Consider the following 17,439-nt stretch of genomic DNA (forward strand, 5'->3'; position numbering starts at 1 on the left):
CCGACGAAATTTCGATAATCGTCCCAAAGAACACGACGAAATTGATCAGGTACGCTTCTATTCCGATCGGCAGAACGGTTAACGTGGCGTGTCCATAACGGAAATCGCGAAAGAGGTATTGACCGCCCTCTCGCGACGCTCGTTCGCACCGTATTTCGGCATCGCCACGCTCCGCGATTCCAGTCGGTGCTCGCGCCTTGAGCCCCTGAGATTTGACCCACTGGCGAGATGCGTCCCACCGAAGGAATCGAGATGGATTGGAAACAGTTGTTTGCCCGCAAGAACCTTGGCGAACTCTTGGAAGAAATGAAAGGTGACGACCGACTGAAACGAGCGCTCGGACCCGTCAACCTGACCGCACTGGGAATCGGCGCGGTCATCGGAGCCGGGATCTTCGTTGCCACTGGCAAGGCGGCCAGCGAAACCGCGGGCCCCGCACTGATGGTGTCGTATCTCGTCGTGGGAATCACCTGCATCTTCGCGGCACTGTGTTACGCGGAATTTGCCTCAATGGCGCCTGTCGCCGGCAGCGCCTACACCTATGCCTACATCACAATGGGTGAGCTGTTTGCCTGGATCATCGGCTGGGATCTCGTGCTGGAATATGCCGTTGGTGCTGCGACGGTCGCGAATGGCTGGTCGGGCTACTTCCAGAAGGTGATTGCCAAACTCGGTCTCCATTTCCCCGCGATCGTCAGCAAGTCCATCTATGTTTTTGAAAATGAGCACTATCACGCCACTGGCTCGCTGATCAACCTGCCTGCCGTCCTGATCGTCGCGATCATCACGGCGATTCTGGTGAAGGGGATCTCGGAAAGTGCCTGGATCAATGCCTTGATGGTCTTTATCAAGGTCGGCGCCGTGGTGTTCGTCATCCTTGTCGGATCATTCTACGTCCACCCGGAAAACTGGACTCCGTTTGCCCCCTACGGCTGGACGGGAATCAATATTTTTGGATTGCACGTCGCAGGAAATACGAACGAAGCCGGAGAGCCGGTCGGCATGCTCGCCGGTGCCGCAATCATCTTTTTTGCCTACATCGGATTCGACTCGGTTTCGACACATGCGGAAGAATCGAAAAACCCGCGTCGCGATGTACCCATCGCCATTATTGCTTCGCTGCTGATCTGTACGGTGCTCTACATCGGCGTGGCAGCCGTCCTCACGGGAATGGTCAAATACGACACCATTGATAAAGACGCGGGTGTTTCGTCGGCCTTTCATCATGCCGGTTTGCCGTGGGCTGAAGTCATCATCGCGACAGCAGGCGTCGCCGGAATCACGTCCGTCCTGCTAGTACTGATGCTCAGTGCGCCACGTGTGTTTCTGGCCATGGCACGCGATGGTCTGGTTCCCAGCTCGTTTTTTGCGGATGTGCATCCACGATTCAGGACACCTTGGAAAAGTACGATTGCCGTAGGCATTTTTGTCGCAATTCTGGCAGGATTTATGCCAATTGATGCCCTGCTGCATCTGGCGAACATTGGAACGCTTTTCGCCTTCGTGATCGTCTGCGCCGCAGTGATAATCATGCGTTACACAGATCCCGATGCGGCCCGCCCTTTCCGCTGCCCACTCGTTCCCCTGATTCCGATCTTGGGAATCTCTGCCTGCCTGTTACTGATGTTTTCGCTTCCCGCGGCGAACTGGCTGCGATTGGTGATCTGGATGGGATTGGGACTCGCCATTTACTTCGGATACGGCCGACATCACAGCGTGTTACGCGCACACAACGCATCAATGTCCGCCAAATCATGAGAATTCCGGACAGCAAACAGGCGAGATGATTTGGGCTGAATTGTGATGCTCCTGGCGATTCCTGCCGAAATACCGACTGGAAACGCCTCGTAATATTGAATGATGAAATGTGCGATGTCTCGTCGCGAAGGACAGCGGTAATGTGGATCAAGGTTTGTGGAGTTCGAGATCTCGAAACGGCACGACAGCTTGCAGAACTGAAGGTCGATGCAATCGGTCTCAACTTCTACGCCAGCTCGCCACGCGTTGTTTCCATCGACATTGCAGAAGCCATTTCAAAATCGATTTCCAGAGATGTGTCGCGCGTGGGCGTGTTCGTCAATCATCCGATCCGTGAAGTCGAAATCATCGCGTCTCGATGTCAGCTCGATCTGATCCAGTTGCACGGTGACGAACCCCCGGCTTATCTGGCAGATCTGCAGCGCCGCCTGCCGCATTTGCGGTTCATTCGTGCCTGGAGAATGAACAAGGATCGCCTGAAAAGCCTGAAACTGTACCTCGACGAGTGTCGCAATTGGAACGGCCGTTTGGCGGCATGCCTGATCGATGCTCACGTTGGTGGCATGTATGGGGGTTCAGGAAAAACGGTCCCCTGGGGACGACTGGCCACCGACTATCAGACAACCGTCTGGCCGCCGCTCATCCTGGCCGGTGGATTGAAGCCAGACAATATTGCGGAAGCGATCTCGGTCTCGCGTCCCTGGGGCGTCGACGTCGCAAGTGGCGTCGAATCGGCACCGGGTGTCAAGAATCTGGATCTGGTGCACGCCTTCATCGAAAAAGCTCGTTCCGCGGAACGGGCCTTAAAACCGCAACCAATTGAGGCGAATTCGGCTCCAGCAGACGAAGCGCGACAGTCTGGCTAACTCAAAATCTCGTGCACTGCGTGACCGTGAACATCCGTCAAGCGGAAGTCACGCCCGCTGAAGCGAAACGTCAGCCGTTCATGGTCGAGCCCCAGCAGATGCAAGATGGTCGCATGCAGATCGTGCATCGTGCAAATGTTCTCGACCGCATGCATGCCAAGCTCGTCTGTCGCACCATAAATTGATCCCCCCTTCACACCGCCCCCCGCCAGCCAGACCGTGAATCCTTCAGGATGATGATCGCGTCCATCACGTCCGGCGGAATGCGGAGTTCTGCCGAATTCGCCAGCCCAAACGATCAGCGTCTCGTCAAACAAGCCACGCTGCTTGAGGTCGGTAATCAGCCCGGCAATCGCCTGATCAGTATCCAGCGCGTTCTTCTCATGCCCCCCCTTCAAATTCCCATGCTGGTCCCAGGTCCCATTCGAAGCCCCAGGAGGACAGGTGATCTCGACAAAACGCACGCCCGATTCGACCAATCGCCGCGCACGAAGACACTGAATGCCATACAGCCGTTGCGAGGGAACTTTCGAATCGATTCCATAGAGCGCCTGCGTCTGTTCGGTTTCACGAGCCAGGTCGAGCACATCTGGAACCAGGGTCTGCATGCGAAACGCCATCTCGTGATTTTTGATTGCCGATTCGACCGAATCGGCACCACCCAAGCCGCGAGAAAACGATTCGTTCTGGCCCCTGAGTAGCGCCAACTTGGCGCGCTGGATGCGTGCATCGGCATCGGCCGGCTGAATATTGTCGATCGGTGATCCGTCGGCCTGAAGCAACGTGGCTTGATGACTGGCCGGAAGAAACCCGTTGGAAAAGGTTTCCAGACCTCCACACGGAACGACGCCAAAACTGAGCACGACAAATCCAGGAAGGTTTTCGCTCTCACAACCCAGACCATAGTTCACCCATGATCCCAGGCTTGGCCGTCCAGCATTGTTCGAGCCGGTATGCAAAAACAAAACCCCTGTCGAGTGAATCGGCAAATCGGCCTTCATCGAACGAATCACCGCGATATCGTCCGCACACCGGGCGATATGTGGAAACAGGCTGCTAACCGGCATGCCACTTTCACCATGCTGGCGAAATGCCCACGGGCTACCCAGCCATTTTCGATTTCCGTTGGCCGTCGGATTCTTTGATTCCGTGAACGGCGCCCCATCCAGTTCGGTCAATTTCGGTTTGGGATCGAACGAGTCAACGTGCGACACTCCGCCATCCATGAAACAGAAAATGACATTCTTCACCTTGGGTGGAAAATGCGGCGCAGGAAAATCACGAATCGCTGTCGCGGTGGCGGCAACATTAGAGCGACCAAACAGCCCCTGAAATGCCAACAGGCCAAACCCATTCGCCGTCGACGCCAGCATCTCGCGCCGCGACATCGGCCATGGCATTTGACCGGGACATCCACAATTCGAGTTGCGCGCGGATTGGGTCATCTGAAGTTCACTTTGACTCGAGTCACTGCGTGTGAAGGAACATCTTTGCAGTCGGCAGACTGCATCCTGGAATCAACTTACGGAATATAAATCAGCTCACTCATATTGATCAGCGCGTGTGCCACATCCTTCCACAGCACCGAACTTGTCATCAGGTTTTCACGGGGGATCTGATACAGCGTAGCGAGTTCCTGAATCGACTGTCCAAAGCGTGCCTGCTCTTCGGCGGTGGGGGACCGGTTTACAGCAGATTGGAACATACTGGTTAATCGAGTCGGCACCGAATCCCGTGAATGGCTGAGCACCCGCTGCGACCACACGTCGGCTTGTTGAAGGACAAACGGATCATTCAGCAGCGCCAATGCCTGTGCAGGCACGTTCGTGACGTCCCTCCGCCCCTGGGTCACCTTCCCGCCTGGAAAATTGAATGCAGCAAGGAATTTCGGTGCTTCCATCAAATTATTTTTAATGTAGATGCTGCGCCGCCCATTTCCATCCAGCGGACCAGGAAACAATCGTCGATCCGCATACTCTTTCTCGCGGTACGGCTGAATGCTGGGGCCATACAGGGTGCGATCCAATCGCCCCGACGCGGCAAGGATCGAATCACGGACTGATTCGGCCTCCATCCGGCGCGCGGGATAGTGCTGCAAGAGTCGGTTTTGCGGATCGATCTCGCGTGAGGCTTCTGAGGGCCGATTGGACAACTGGAACGTCCGCGTCAGCACCAGCATCCGAATCATCTTTTTGACCGACCACCCATCGGCCACGAATTGCCGCGCAATGTGATCCAGCAATTCCGGATGCGACGGCTGCTCTCCCACATGACCAAAGTCGTCGACGGTCCTGACCAAACCGGTCCCGAACAGATGATGCCAGATGCGATTCACCATCACGCGGGCCGTCAGAGGATTATCGGGCCGAATGATCTGCTCGGCCAACTCGAGCCGACCGCTTCCGTGCGAGGTGAACACATCCAGTTTACTGCGTCTCGCGATATCGACCGTTGAACCGATGGCACTTCCTTCGGGACGCACCATCGCCATCACTTCAAGATACCGACGCGGCACCATGTCGCCCGCTCGCGCATAGTCACCGCGCAGAAAGACGGGTTGTTCGATTCCTGGGCCTCCATCGCCAAGCCCCACGACAACCCGGGGAAGCGACAATTGCGCGTCGACGTCGCGATATTCTTGAACAAGTGCGGCACAGCGCGGTGACTGTTCCACGCGATTGCTTAGCAATTGATAGCGGACCATGGCATCCAGCCAGCGCACGTCGCCTTCATTTGCACGATCTGCCGCCCAGGCCTCGATGGCCGAAGTGATTCGTGCGACGTAGCGATTTTCGACCTCCGTCGGCGTGGGGCAAACCTTTACAGACGGCACCGTCTGGTCCGTAGTGGCGACGTTTGTCGAGTCCGAAAGATAGATGGAACGCAGGTGAGACAACTCGGCCCGCGGCGCTCCGGGTTCATCGTGCAAGACGACTCGAGTCACCCCAAAGTACGAGCGTGGATTCTCGGCGGCCTTGTCCCACGGCAACTTGTAGTTCTCGCGGTCACCCCCGAGCGGCGACAACTGATCGGGGAATTTCGGATTGTCGAACATCGTCATCAGTTCGGCATAAGTTTGCAGAATTTCGCGATCGTCTGGAATCGTGAACGTGATCCATTGCAATCCGGCGGAGGTCAACGCTCGATAGTTCGCGTAGTTCAATTGGCAATTGTTTGAGACCAATCGGACCGCGCTACTACGCTGCCCCAGTACTTCAAAGCTGATGTACTTTTTCCCTTTCGCAAGGACCTGCGATCGAAGCGTTCCATTCAACTTCGCCGACAGCACATGCGTGAAGCGACCCGCAGGCAAGATCGCTTGAACCAGTTCGTCGCCTGCGGGTTGCACCACGAATTCGCCATTCGCGGTGGGCGCATCCAATGATGCCATACCTCCATTGAGCCATCCCGACAGGCCGCTCTCGCGAAAATCAGCGTAGTTTGTAAAGCGACTTCGGTTGGACTCGGCACGCTCTGACTCTTCCTGAGTGAACTGTTGGAACGCCGCCTCCCAGACTTGCGGATAGGAACTTGACACCGCCAAGGCATCAGCGGGTGCGGTCGCGACCCCGGGTGTTTCGGATTCACAAAGTCGTCGCCAGAGATCGAATGGATCGTCGACGGTGAGTTTGTCATTCGCCAGCGTGGCAATCCATTTCTCAAGCCGTGCTGGATCAAGCCCCGCCTTCAAGACGTCTGCGTCGGCGGAATTCGTACGAACCGCTCGCGCCGCGTGCAGATATTGCGTCAGTTGCGTCGCATCACGCCGCCACAGGCCAACAAGTTCTTGCCTCAGCTCCGACTTCAACTCGCGCAAGCGTCGCTTGGGTTCCGCGTTGACCTGCGGAGCATCAATGCAATGGCTGACATTCCGCGAACTTCGCATCACCGCCAGCATGGCGTAATAGTCTTCGGCGGAAATGGCATCCAGTTTGTGATTGTGGCAACGAGCACAGGCGACCGTCGTCGCTTGGAACGCCTTGGTCAGCGTATCGATTTGATTGTCAGCCAGGTCGTAGCCAATCGATCGCAGCGATATGCAATCGTCGTGATTGACTTCGCCAAATCGATAGAACCCGGTCCCGATGACAGATTCATTGAACTGTTCCGCCGCGTTCATTCGGGGATGGGGCAGCAGGTCACCGGCAATGTGCTCGCGAACAAATTGGTCATACGGAACGTCTTGATTGAAGGCACGAATTAAATAGTCGCGATACCGCCACGCATGATGGACTTCGTAGTTCCATTCATTCCCGTGGGTTTCACAGAACCGCACCACATCCATCCAGTGCCGCGCCCATTGCTCACCAAAATGAGGAGACTGTAACAGCGAATCGACGTATCGTTCGACGGCAGCGCTCGGCAATCTGTCACGCGATTGCTCCGCCTGGCAATCAGTGGTAAATGCTTCCACCTGATCCGCGGTTGGCGGCAGGCCCGTCAGAACGAGGCTCAAGCGACGTGCAAGTGTCGTCGGATCGGTTGGCTCGGCGGGAGTCAATCCTCGTTCGGTTTGCTTGGATCGCACAAATCGATCAACAGGCTGTTCGGAAGACGAACCGACAAGTGTGGAGGGAATACCGACCGTCGCAATCGGTTTCAAACTCCACCAGTCGCTCCGTTCCCGCATCACCTCATGCCAGGGCAATGCGGACTTCTTCTTCGAGCTTTCTGTTCGGGGATCAGGGGCTCCGCGTTTGACCCACTCTTCCAGGTCGGCGATCACCGCCTCAGGCAGTTTTCCCTTCGGCGGCATCTTAACCGAGTCATCGGTGTAACGAATCGCCTTGATCAGCAGACTGTTGTCCGGCTGGCCGACGTGAAGTGCCGGACCACTGTCACCGCCTGACAAGACACCCGCTCGCGTATCGAGCAGCAGTTCGCCGCCGGGTGCTTTCGAATCTGTGGAATGACACTCGTAACAATACGTGATCAGCGCGGGCCGAATCTTCTTTTCGAAGAACTCGACGTCATCGTTTGCCACTGTCAGGGACGACGCAACCAACAGCCACCCGTATAACAAGGTTCGAAAATCGATTCGCATCAGGCACGTCCCTCGATAGTCAAAACGGAAGTGTGCCGCCCCATTGGACCGACTCCTTCCGATCGATAAAACATCTGCGGCAGGCGAAATCCGCTCGACACTCGAATTGTCCCGCGTCAGCTTTGGATTTCGCGGATCACCTTGCCGGCGACATCCGTCAAACGGAAGTCACGTCCAGCATAACGATACGTCAACTGCTCGTGGTTCAGGCCCAGCAAGTCCAGAATCGTGGCATGCAAGTCGTGGATGTGGACTCGGTTTTGAACGGCCTGAAACCCGAAGTCGTCCGTCTCGCCGTATGTCATCCCTCCCCGCACACCGCCCCCTGCCATCCACATCGTGAAGCCATAGTGATTGTGATCGCGGCCATTCCCATTTTCGGTCGTCGGTGTTCGACCAAATTCACCACCCCAGACGACGAGTGTGTCTTCCAGCATTCCGCGGCGTTTGAGATCGCGCAACAGCGCGGCCATCGGCCGATCGATATCCTGACACAGCTTTCGAGTCAAATTGTTGTGGTCATTGTGTGTATCCCAGGGCTGCCCGTCACCGTAGTAAACCTGCGTGAAACGCACCCCGCGTTCGGCCAGACGACGCGCCAGCAAGCATCCATTGGCGAAATGACTGGTTCCATACTCTTCGCGGATCTGTGTAGGCTCGCGGCTCAAATCGAAGGCTTCCGTCGCGGTGAACTGCATACGAAACGCCGTTTCCATCGCAGTAATGCGCGACTCCAACTGTCGATCGCCAGGGCGTTCCTCCAGATGCTTTTCATTCAATGAGCGCATCAGCTCCAACTGTCGCTGCTGTTCTTCCACGGGCAGCCGCTTGTTCCGCAGATAGGGAATCAGCTTTTGCGGTTCCAGATTGGAATGATTGATATAGGTCCCCTGATGCTCACCCGGCAGGAACGCGCTCGTCCAGAGAATCGAAAACCGGACGGGACGACCGGGACACAGCACGACATAGCCCGGAAGGCTTTCGTTCTCAGTCCCCAGCCCATACGAGAACCACGATCCCATGCTGGGCCGTGTCGGTACAATCGTGCCGTTGTTCATCAGCAACAGCGCCGGCCCATGATTGGGGTTGTCGGTGTAGACCGATTTCAAAATGCAAACGTCATCAATGCATTCGGAAAATTGAGGCAACAGTTCGCTGACGGGGACACCGCTGGTTCCACGAGGCTCAAATTTGAATGGCGATGGCATTAGCCCCGCTGTCTTCCGTTCCGTCCGGAACGCGTCGAGTTCTGACGGACGCTGTCCTTCGAACTTCGCAGCAGCAGGCTTCGGATCAAAGAGGTCAGGACCAAACGGGCCACCGTTCATGAACAATTGAATGACCCGCTTCGCGCGGGGCCGAGTGTGACTGGCGACCTCTTTCGCCGAAGCGGGGTTCAGCAGATTCGCCAGACCGATCGCCCCCAACCCGCCGCCAAGTCCTTGAACCATCTGCCGTCGGGAAAGTGGCGCCATTCCGTCAAACCCAAGTTGCATCGGTCATCCCCATTACTCGCTGACTTTTCACCACGCATCAAACAATATCATTGCATTCAACAGGTGAAGTCTCAAGGCGGGTTCGTCATTCCACACGGCATTTCGGCCCCCAACAGACCCACTGGATTGAACCCCGGCTTGAATGACGCCGCCCCAAACAATACTCACATTTCATTCCCAACATCACGATGTCGGCTCGTCGGCCAAGCCCCGCCGCGAGCACTCACGGGTGATTCGAACGGGCAACCCACGAGAGACTGACATCGAGAAAGTGTGCGCATGCGACGAGCACCACGTGCTGCAGTATCCAGCACCAGATCGTGGCTCACAGTCCCCGGCATGCACGCAAAGTCGCTACGATCGGAAACTACATCCCAGCTTCACTTGTCAAGTGAACAATCCGAAACTGCGATCCGGCTCTCCGCGTTCAGGCGCGACGTGGTTTTCGGCACGCTTGCACTTCGATCAGGCGGACGCTATCAATTCTTGCATGGAGCGACGGTTCACGGGAATCGTCCCTCGCTTGTTGCCGAGCGAGTGAGTTTTGTAGTACAGCGTTATCGCGATCAGGGTTGAGCGCGAGCGTGTTTTTGTGGGCGACACGGAAGGGTGCGTCCCATAAGACCTGAACTCAGGTCGATCTGGTCGTCATCAGTAGAGCATCGCGTTGTCCGTGGGCCTGCTGCTCGGCGATCATCAGTTGTGCTGCCGTTTTATTGGCATCAAGGGTGGTGCCACCGGCGCGAATCAGAAGCCGATGTTGTGACCGGCACAAGCTTCTGGTTGGGACGTGATGGTAACGATCGAGGAATCCCTCGGTTTGCCGTTTCGAGCCCCCTGGCCAAGACGAAGACGTCGAATGAGTGTCGATCAGAACGTCCGATCGTTCGGCGACGCTCATCAATTTGAGAACCCACTTGGGTGGCATCAGGTCCAAAACGGACTGAATTGCGCTCTCAAGCAACCTCAAACGGATAGATGAACTCGTTTTGTTTTCGAGTACCCAAACAATCAACACAACTTCCGACTTCTGTTCCGCGGACGATCATCGTCCGCAGAGCAGAATTGCAATTGCGGCCCGCCAAAACGTCCGTGGTGACGTCGAGGAAGGTACGCCAATTTAAGTCAGGTTTTTGAGTATGACTGGAATGCAATTCACCTTGCACCAGACATGATTTCAGTCGGCGATGGACGTCACATCAATGACTGCATTCGAGAGAACTTCATGCGAAGTTCAGCTTTCGTGTTCTTGAAAAGGATTGACAATGGTTAGAACGCAATTGGTCGTCTTGGCCCTCGTGGTGGCATTCGGTGGATCCAATGCTGAAGCGCGTGGCCGACGGATGATGTACCAGCAGCAGTACTACACACCGCAGTACACGCAGCAGTACAACACGATGACGCCAACGACAGTCGTAACCGCTCCGATGACCACTGTGGCACAGCCTGCAGCCCCCGCTTCGACGATCGTGCAAACCAACGCCGTCGAAACCACAAACGGCGTTGTGCAAGCCACTTCAACGGCTCCTGCAACCTCGGCTCCTGCAACCACAACCGTGGAAGCGCCGAAAGTGACGGTCGTCGGTAGCGCTCAATGGAAAGCAGAACAAAGCGCTCGCATGGGCAGCGTCGCCCACATCGGTGGACACTTCGGCGGCGGCAGCCACGAAGGCAACGGTTTCGGCCCGACACCAGACCAGGCGATCCGCAATGCCTGTTACTGGGGTCAACTGACACCTATCGAAATCGGTGTCGCCCGTGGTGCGAACGGCTACTACGCCACCATCTTCTATCGATGATTGCCCCGATCCCATGTGGATCGATCACAACTGTGAACGAACAACATGTTTCGAACCACGAATTGAGCACGTCCATGACGATTCGTGGCGCGAGTGATGATTAAGATGACGTGAGATCATCACGAGTGATGTGATGAATCGTTCACAATGCGAAAAACGGTTGCCGTATTCTTGCGGCAACCGTTTTTCTGCGCGCGAATCACACTTTCATGCCGACATCACTGCGGTCGGAAAACTTTACCACAGTCGGAAACAACCTTCACAACGGCTCACAGTGCGCCATCTCAGGGTCGGACCACTCAACCGATGACAGCCGCGAAAATACTTCCACGCGGGAACCCGCTTTCAGTAAGGGCACTTTGTCACCCACTTGGACCGGTTGGCCATTCCACGCGGTGACATCGACCCGACCAGAGATTGCATCCTGCCCTTGCGGTTCAGCAACATAGTGGAATCCGTGTGAATCGACCTGATCAACGCGACCGACAATCAGATCCGCGTACTTTGCGAAGCGAACCTGCCGAAGATCGCCCACAACGAACGCAAGCACAATCAGACCACCAATGACATTTGGAAAGATCGCAAGAAACAACACGATTGGAACCCAGTCGTATTTGGCCCGCTCTTCGTCCACCAGTCGCTGGTCGTCGACTTCACCAATCACATGCTGAGCGGGATTGTCGGGCAGATACGTGAACTTCTGAGTTTCGTTGACTTGCTGAGCGACCCCGGATTGCAGCTGACCGCTGATCAGCTGCCCCTCCGTTGTCTTGAATTCGTAGTGGATATAGTTTCGCGACGTCCTGCCGAATCCTTTGATCATCCCTGCCTGCGTGATCCGTCCTTCCACGACCTGTCCGTGTTGACGCAACTCTTTCCAGGGTTTGGCAACGGACTTGGCGAGCAGCAACGTTCCCAGCATGCACAAGACGAACCATCCGATGCCCGCCGTGATCGCAATCGACAGCCCCAGACGAATCTTGCGTGCCAGCCGAAGCGGGCGAGGCGCGCCTCGCATCAGCCCTCTGGGAATCCCACCTCGATATGCCTGTTGTTGAACACTCATGAAGCCTGACCTTGCCTGACCGTCACCCGCTAATCACATTGCCGGCAAGATTGTAGGAGTTGAAGCGTCGCAATACGACCAGCTGAACCTTGGCTCCCATTGCGTTCCAAAGCGTGAGAATTGGGCACATGACGGATCGCTGCCAGCAAACGTTCTCAATCATCTCACCGGCACTCAAATTGCCAAGTCCCAGAAGAGCTGACAGGCGCCAGGATCAGAAGAAGATCCGATTGGCATCCGTCACTGCTCCACGGATTCATCGCAAGAATCAACAATTTCGATCAGCTCTGAATTGCCATTTCTTCGATCGTAGACCTTCGTGCCTGGCGACACATGCTCAAACATGTGATAGTCAAATTCCAGGGGATTGATTCGCGCCGGGTTTACTTCGGCCCAATCCAGGACGCAATCGTACTCGGTCGTCGACTTCTTCAAGTGAACGGATCTGAGCGTCGTCCGGATCGGAACCCAAATTCCGTTCCTTTGTACCCAGTCGGCGGTCACTTCGAACGGAACGGGCTCCGAATCACTTAACGGCCTCAACAGTGAAATCGTCATGCGACGGCAGGTGAATCCATTCGCAGGATCAATCTCAAGCGTCCGTCGCCAACGGCCGAGATTGAATTCAATGTCATAGTGCAGTTGAACGCAACCGTTTTCCAGATGTTTCAGCGAGACGGTCGTGACGCGAGAGGAATGACGTTTCAACACCACCTCAATCTCATTATTTAAGGAGCGGAGATCCCGCTCGTCCGTCATCCCCACCACCGAAGGATTCAGAATGGTCGAAAAGCAATGAATACCGTGATCTTCCGGTGGCCTGATCGAAAGTTGATTGAACCCAAAATCTTCGTCTGATTGATTGCCGATCTTGGACCAACCGGCGCTATAGTCGCCATTCCGCGTGAAGTACACCATGATTGGACGCATGCGTGGTTTTGTAATATACCTGCCCTCTTTGATCTGCCGCTCCACTTCCGCGGGATCCTCGCTCGCAGCTTCCATTCCCATCGCGGCTTCTCCGTGATACTCATACCGCAGGCACGCTTCCGGATGGTCGAAAACATAGCGCAACCTTGCCTTCTGATTGACTGACACTCCATCTGCTTCGGTGGTCGTGTGTCGAACCGTGGCCGTGAAGATGCCGGACTTGAGTTCGCGACGGGCAGCGATCATGGCGTCGATCAACCTTTGTGCCTCGTCCGAAATCACCGCCGGCCCGATCTCGTCACCCCTCACGGGTTCGACGTGTTGAAAGCAACACACAAGACCACACATTCCTACGGCAAGCAGCAACGGCGATGTTCGCATTGAGAACGTCCTTTGACACAGGAATCACTCACGGAGGATGCACAATCGTGTTACAAAGATCACGGTCTATCGGGATGGCATCATCGCGTCAATTCGAATTGACAATCATCCGATCGCATTGAGCGTCGTGAGCTATCCACCTTGATCTGGCCAACTTCCGTTGGACAATTTGTGTAACCGTTCACAAGCCGGGGACTGGCTCATCTTCCCGCGGCAAAATGTTAGATTGCATCCGATCGATGAACCGTGGATTCCAATGAACCAGGAAGATGAGCCTACCCCCTCACTTCACACTGTGAATAGTCCCCAAGTTGGCGGATTCCCTCAAACAAATTATCCGCCTCAACGCGTGGCTCAATTGACGTCATTGCATCAGGGCGTCACCCTGACGAGGAATTCGCCCCAACAATTTTCAAGCCGCAGGCTGCCCCCCAGATATTCCCTCATTGCCAGCGTTTTCCTCGTTGTCAAGCTCCCGCTTGGCAACGCTTCTGATGTGTCAAAAGAGGTGCACGAGGAAACGTAGTAATAAGCAACTCGAACAAAACGTTCGCCCCGGAGATTGTTGGCGTCGCGAACTTTCCAACAGATTCAAGTTTGAGTGCACAAGGTATACGTATCGCGCTATGTCATCGCCGCCCCTTACCCATCGACCTTGCATCACGTTTCTCACCGACTTTGGCACGCGCGACACGTACGTTGGCCAGATGAAGGGAGTTGCCATTGGAATCAATCCCAATCTGCATTTGGTCGATTTATCGCACGAAATCCCGCCGCAACAGGTCCTTCGCGGTGCTTACGCCTGGAATGATGGTATCGACGCCTTTCCCAAAGGAACCGTACATGTCGGTGTCGTCGATCCGGGAGTCGGTTCCGATCGCAGACTGATCGCCGCCGAAATCGAAGGCCAACGATTTGTCTGTCCGGACAACGGGCTGCTCTCGGTCATCCTGGAACGATCAACACTTCAACGAGCTGTCGTACTCGATCAACCACGTTGGTGGAGATCAATTGTTTCAAGCACATTCCACGGCCGCGACATCCTGACGCCCGTCGCCGCGGCCTGGTCACTGGGACACGACATCCGTGAATTGGGATCAACACTCACCACCCCCATTGTGACATTGCCGCTGCCGCGCAAGTCAAAGGGCCGCAATTCCGTGTCTGGCCAGGTTGTCGAAATCGACCACTTCGGCAACCTGATCACCAACATCGATGCCAGCGACCTGCCAAAAACGTTTGCGTCATTCAAAGTCGAGATTGGCTCATTTCCAATCCTGGGACTGACACACTGCTACGCTGAGGGAGACCCCGGAGAACCGATGACTTTAGTGGGTAGCGCGGGGCGACTCGAAATTGCCGTTCGTGATGGAAGTGCCGCAGAAGAATTTCAGTCGCCACTTGGACAGCGGATTACGGTTCGCTGGACGGAGGTCGCCCAATGACAGAACATCACTTGAACAACGCCTTGTTCGTCACCGGAACAGATACCAACGTTGGAAAAACGCATGTGACCTGCCTGATTGCACGGCAGTTGATCGAACGCGGCCTGAAAGTCGCCGCCTATAAGCCCGCCTGTTCCGGTGCGATCGGATATCCTTCATCGCCTCCGATCGACGGCCAATACCGCTGGGATGATATTGAACGCCTGAAAACAGTTATCGGCGGTCATTGGACAGATGAGACGATTTGCCCGCAACGTTTTTTGGCACCCGTTGCGCCGCCCGTTGCCGCACAACTCGAAGGCAGGCAGGTTGACTTTGAACGGCTGGTGTCGGGGGCCGCACGGTTTCCGAATACCGACATACTGTTGATCGAAGGGGCCGGGGGCTGGCTGTCTCCCGTCACCGAAACTCAGACAGTCGCCGATCTGGCTCGGGAACTCGGCGCGCCGATTTTGATCGTAGCCCGATCAGGCCTGGGCACCATCAATCATACGCTGCTGACTGTGGAGTCGATTCGATCACGCGGACTCGCGATTGCAGGGATCGTGTTGAACAGCGTTGTCGCCGATCCAGACGATCTCTCCGTGCAAACGAACGCCGATGAAATCGAGGCCCGCAGTGGTGTTCCCGTATTCGGTACCGTCGCCTATCAGTCGGAGTCGGAATTGCGTCGAGCGGGTCAGCCAGTCACAATTCGTTGGGAATCGCTGGCCACCCGTTCAAAACGACAATGACTCAAGGACACAGACTCAAGATTGCACCGAGCCGTTCGCGATGAGTTCGTGACCCGCCAAAGGAATGCGACATGCCGATGGAAGTGAGTTGCGGGCAGTGTCACGGCCGATTGCTGGTCGAAACGCCGGGCGAGATCGTCGCCTGTCCGCATTGCAGAGCGCATCTGATGACCCCGCTGCCCGCCCCACAGCCATCCGACCCACCCTCGGCTCCGCATGCGTCTCGATCATCAAATCTCGTGAACGAACAACTCGAAGCGATCAGACGATTCTCGGCCGTAACGATTGTCGCCAAAGGCTCGGTTGCGCCCTTGTTTGATGAGCCCGCGCCAATTCAGTCACGACTGTTTGAACCGGGCCATCCCGAGAATCACAGCACGCCTTCGAACCTCGACTTGAGGGTGAATCCACCGCAAGACGTGGACGCGACCGAGTCCGTCATCGAACAGAACTCCGCCAATTCCGATATTCCGTTTGAAGAGGATGGCGACCATTCCGACATTCATTCGGATGCCGTCAACTCCGACAATGTCGTTGACTTGGAGGGCGACAGCGGATTCCCACAGGACCAGTTTGCGATCCCCGACACCCGTGTGGCACTTCCTGACATTTATCCGCAACCAGAGAAACCCATGCCATTGATGGAGGGATCGGCCTCCACGCCGGGCCCAGTTGGTAGACCCGACTTTTCCTGGATGTCGGATCACAGGCGGGCCACACCCGCCGCGTCAAATGCGGGTGTGGCACTCAATCTCAGCCTGACATCGGCCGAGATGCAAAGCGTGCCTCCCACCGATCCAGGCGTCTCCGAGTCGGAACGCCCGCAGAGTCCCCTTCCTGCCGCGATGGATGCGGCGTCACCATTCAATGATTTCACGGCCACGTCGCCCCACACACCTGCGGTTCCCAGGCCGCAGACTTTCCACACGCACGACACCAATGACCGAAATCCGGGGTCGGAACAGGCGAAGGCCGCACGTTCGTCCATGGCAATGCTTCTGCTCGTCATCGGAAGCTACGCCAGTTTGCTCACGATCTATGTGGTCTACCTCAGCCTCTTCGGACGACAATCTCAGTTGGAAAGTCTGCCTGACCTGAAGACGGTCCAGCAATTGGGTGGTCGAGCTGTGGTCCCTCGCCCCGCGAATCTGTTGCCACCGGGACACGATTTGCGATTGGGCGAAGCAAGACGGTACGGAAATCTGATCGCGACACCCCTGCGCGTCACACGCGGCCCAATCGCGTTCACCCACTTTTCGGGTGATCCAACTCAAGTCCGCGCGATGTCCGCCCCCGTGCTCAAGCTCTGGATCAAATTCGAAAATGTCTCGACCAACCAGGTGATCGCCCCGCTCGATACGACGCTGATGTTTTTTCGGCGGATCGTTAACGATCGTGTCGCATCCTATAACGCCATCTTTCCGGTTGCACAGCGGAAACAGCCGGCAACTCATTTCCCCTTCGATCGCATTGCCGAGGACAGCGAATGGCGCATCGTCGGACAACACACAAACGAAGTGCTTGAACCCCATCAATCGTTCGAGACCTTCATTCCTTCGGAAGAACATCTCGACGACCTGACCGGCGAAATCATCTGGCGCGTTCACTTTCGCAAAGGTCACGGTCCAAAGTCAGGGAACGGCGTAACGACCTTGATCGACGTGCACTTTCAGAGCGATCAGATCACGGCCGATCCCGCGTAGCAGCCTGTTGAAGTAACGAGGACAGGCACCTCGGCGTTCACGATGTCATGGCATTTTTTAAACTGGTCGGAGCCAGTCCCCGTTACTTCAACAGGCTGGTAGGGATGCAGCGTGGCCAACATGCTGTCGACCGGGATTCAGCCGAGTGATCCGCTGCTTATCATCGTGTCGTTTCCAAACGTTTGGAAACAACAGCGGTTTTGATCGAGACAGATCA

Annotated in this window: 11 protein-coding genes; 6 read left to right on the top strand and 5 right to left on the bottom strand. The window is 55.9% G+C overall.

Annotation, left to right across the window (positions count from 1 at the left end):
* Positions 1 to 252 precede the first annotated feature (252 nt).
* Both OSO_RS0103905 and OSO_RS42045 read left to right on the top strand, forming a co-directional pair.
* Complete coding sequence (locus tag OSO_RS0103905) at positions 253 to 1,758, top strand: amino acid permease (RefSeq protein WP_010582218.1); 1,506 nt, start codon at positions 253 to 255, stop codon at positions 1,756 to 1,758.
* A 140-nt stretch (positions 1,759 to 1,898) separates the two neighbouring features.
* Entirely contained in the window at positions 1,899 to 2,624 is a 726-nt protein-coding gene (locus OSO_RS42045) for a phosphoribosylanthranilate isomerase (protein ID WP_010582219.1), read from the top strand.
* On the opposite strand, the gene OSO_RS0103915 is transcribed toward OSO_RS42045, so the two are convergent.
* The 3 genes from OSO_RS0103915 to OSO_RS0103925 all read right to left on the bottom strand — a co-directional run bounded on the left by OSO_RS0103915 (position 2,621) and on the right by OSO_RS0103925 (position 9,164).
* Positions 2,621 to 4,069, bottom strand: a complete 1,449-nt coding sequence (locus OSO_RS0103915) for a DUF1501 domain-containing protein (RefSeq protein WP_237729254.1) — start codon at positions 4,067 to 4,069, stop codon at positions 2,621 to 2,623. The genes OSO_RS42045 and OSO_RS0103915 overlap by 4 nt on opposite strands.
* A 77-nt stretch (positions 4,070 to 4,146) precedes the next feature.
* Positions 4,147 to 7,668 carry a PSD1 and planctomycete cytochrome C domain-containing protein gene (locus tag OSO_RS47420; RefSeq protein WP_010582221.1) on the bottom strand — a complete coding sequence of 1,174 codons (3,522 nt, stop codon included), beginning with the start codon at positions 7,666 to 7,668 and terminating at the stop codon, positions 4,147 to 4,149.
* 116 nt (positions 7,669 to 7,784) lie between these two features.
* Positions 7,785 to 9,164, bottom strand: coding sequence for a DUF1501 domain-containing protein (locus OSO_RS0103925; RefSeq protein WP_010582222.1), 1,380 nt, complete (start codon positions 9,162 to 9,164; stop codon positions 7,785 to 7,787).
* A 1,265-nt stretch (positions 9,165 to 10,429) separates the two neighbouring features.
* Between OSO_RS0103925 and OSO_RS0103950 the strand changes: the two genes are divergently transcribed.
* Positions 10,430 to 10,963, top strand: a complete 534-nt coding sequence (locus tag OSO_RS0103950) for a hypothetical protein (protein ID WP_010582226.1) — start codon at positions 10,430 to 10,432, stop codon at positions 10,961 to 10,963.
* Positions 10,964 to 11,222: 259 nt separating this feature from the next.
* Here OSO_RS0103950 and OSO_RS0103960 read toward each other — a convergent pair whose 3' ends face one another.
* Together OSO_RS0103960 and OSO_RS0103970 are read right to left on the bottom strand one after the other, a co-directional pair.
* A complete protein-coding gene (locus tag OSO_RS0103960; protein WP_083842772.1) occupies positions 11,223 to 12,029 on the bottom strand; it encodes a DUF3592 domain-containing protein in 807 nt (268 codons plus the stop codon).
* A gap of 240 nt (positions 12,030 to 12,269) precedes the next feature.
* Entirely contained in the window at positions 12,270 to 13,340 is a 1,071-nt protein-coding gene (locus tag OSO_RS0103970; RefSeq protein ID WP_010582228.1) for a hypothetical protein, read from the bottom strand.
* 626 nt (positions 13,341 to 13,966) lie between these two features.
* Here OSO_RS0103970 and OSO_RS0103980 point away from each other — a divergent pair.
* The 3 genes from OSO_RS0103980 (at position 13,967) to OSO_RS0103990 (ending at position 17,222) form a co-directional block, all read left to right on the top strand.
* Positions 13,967 to 14,785 carry an SAM hydrolase/SAM-dependent halogenase family protein gene (locus OSO_RS0103980; protein WP_010582229.1) on the top strand — a complete coding sequence of 273 codons (819 nt, stop codon included), beginning with the start codon at positions 13,967 to 13,969 and terminating at the stop codon, positions 14,783 to 14,785.
* Positions 14,782 to 15,519: a dethiobiotin synthase gene (bioD, locus tag OSO_RS42060; protein WP_010582230.1), complete on the top strand. Its 738-nt coding sequence runs from the start codon at positions 14,782 to 14,784 to the stop codon at positions 15,517 to 15,519. Before OSO_RS0103980 ends, bioD begins: the two co-directional genes overlap by 4 nt.
* Before the next feature lie 71 nt (positions 15,520 to 15,590).
* The gene (locus OSO_RS0103990) at positions 15,591 to 17,222 is read left to right on the top strand and encodes a hypothetical protein (protein ID WP_010582231.1); all 1,632 of its coding nucleotides are present in this window, start codon (positions 15,591 to 15,593) and stop codon (positions 17,220 to 17,222) included.
* Positions 17,223 to 17,439: the final 217 nt, after the last annotated feature.

The organism is Schlesneria paludicola DSM 18645 (genome assembly GCF_000255655.1).
Lineage (GTDB): Bacteria > Planctomycetota > Planctomycetia > Planctomycetales > Planctomycetaceae > Schlesneria > Schlesneria paludicola.

What these genes read in the sequence shown, in the direction of transcription:
- OSO_RS0103905 (WP_010582218.1), top strand. Translation starts at nt 253, where the DNA reads ATGGATTGGAAACAGTTGTTTGCCCGCAAGAACCTTGGCGAACTCTTG.
- OSO_RS42045 (WP_010582219.1), top strand. Translation starts at nt 1,899, where the DNA reads ATGTGGATCAAGGTTTGTGGAGTTCGAGATCTCGAAACGGCACGACAG.
- OSO_RS0103915 (WP_237729254.1), bottom strand. Translation starts at nt 4,069, where the DNA reads ATGACCCAATCCGCGCGCAACTCGAATTGTGGATGTCCCGGTCAAATG.
- OSO_RS47420 (WP_010582221.1), bottom strand. Translation starts at nt 7,668, where the DNA reads ATGCGAATCGATTTTCGAACCTTGTTATACGGGTGGCTGTTGGTTGCG.
- OSO_RS0103925 (WP_010582222.1), bottom strand. Translation starts at nt 9,164, where the DNA reads ATGCAACTTGGGTTTGACGGAATGGCGCCACTTTCCCGACGGCAGATG.
- OSO_RS0103950 (WP_010582226.1), top strand. Translation starts at nt 10,430, where the DNA reads ATGGTTAGAACGCAATTGGTCGTCTTGGCCCTCGTGGTGGCATTCGGT.
- OSO_RS0103960 (WP_083842772.1), bottom strand. Translation starts at nt 12,029, where the DNA reads ATGAGTGTTCAACAACAGGCATATCGAGGTGGGATTCCCAGAGGGCTG.
- OSO_RS0103970 (WP_010582228.1), bottom strand. Translation starts at nt 13,340, where the DNA reads ATGCGAACATCGCCGTTGCTGCTTGCCGTAGGAATGTGTGGTCTTGTG.
- OSO_RS0103980 (WP_010582229.1), top strand. Translation starts at nt 13,967, where the DNA reads ATGTCATCGCCGCCCCTTACCCATCGACCTTGCATCACGTTTCTCACC.
- bioD (WP_010582230.1), top strand. Translation starts at nt 14,782, where the DNA reads ATGACAGAACATCACTTGAACAACGCCTTGTTCGTCACCGGAACAGAT.
- OSO_RS0103990 (WP_010582231.1), top strand. Translation starts at nt 15,591, where the DNA reads ATGCCGATGGAAGTGAGTTGCGGGCAGTGTCACGGCCGATTGCTGGTC.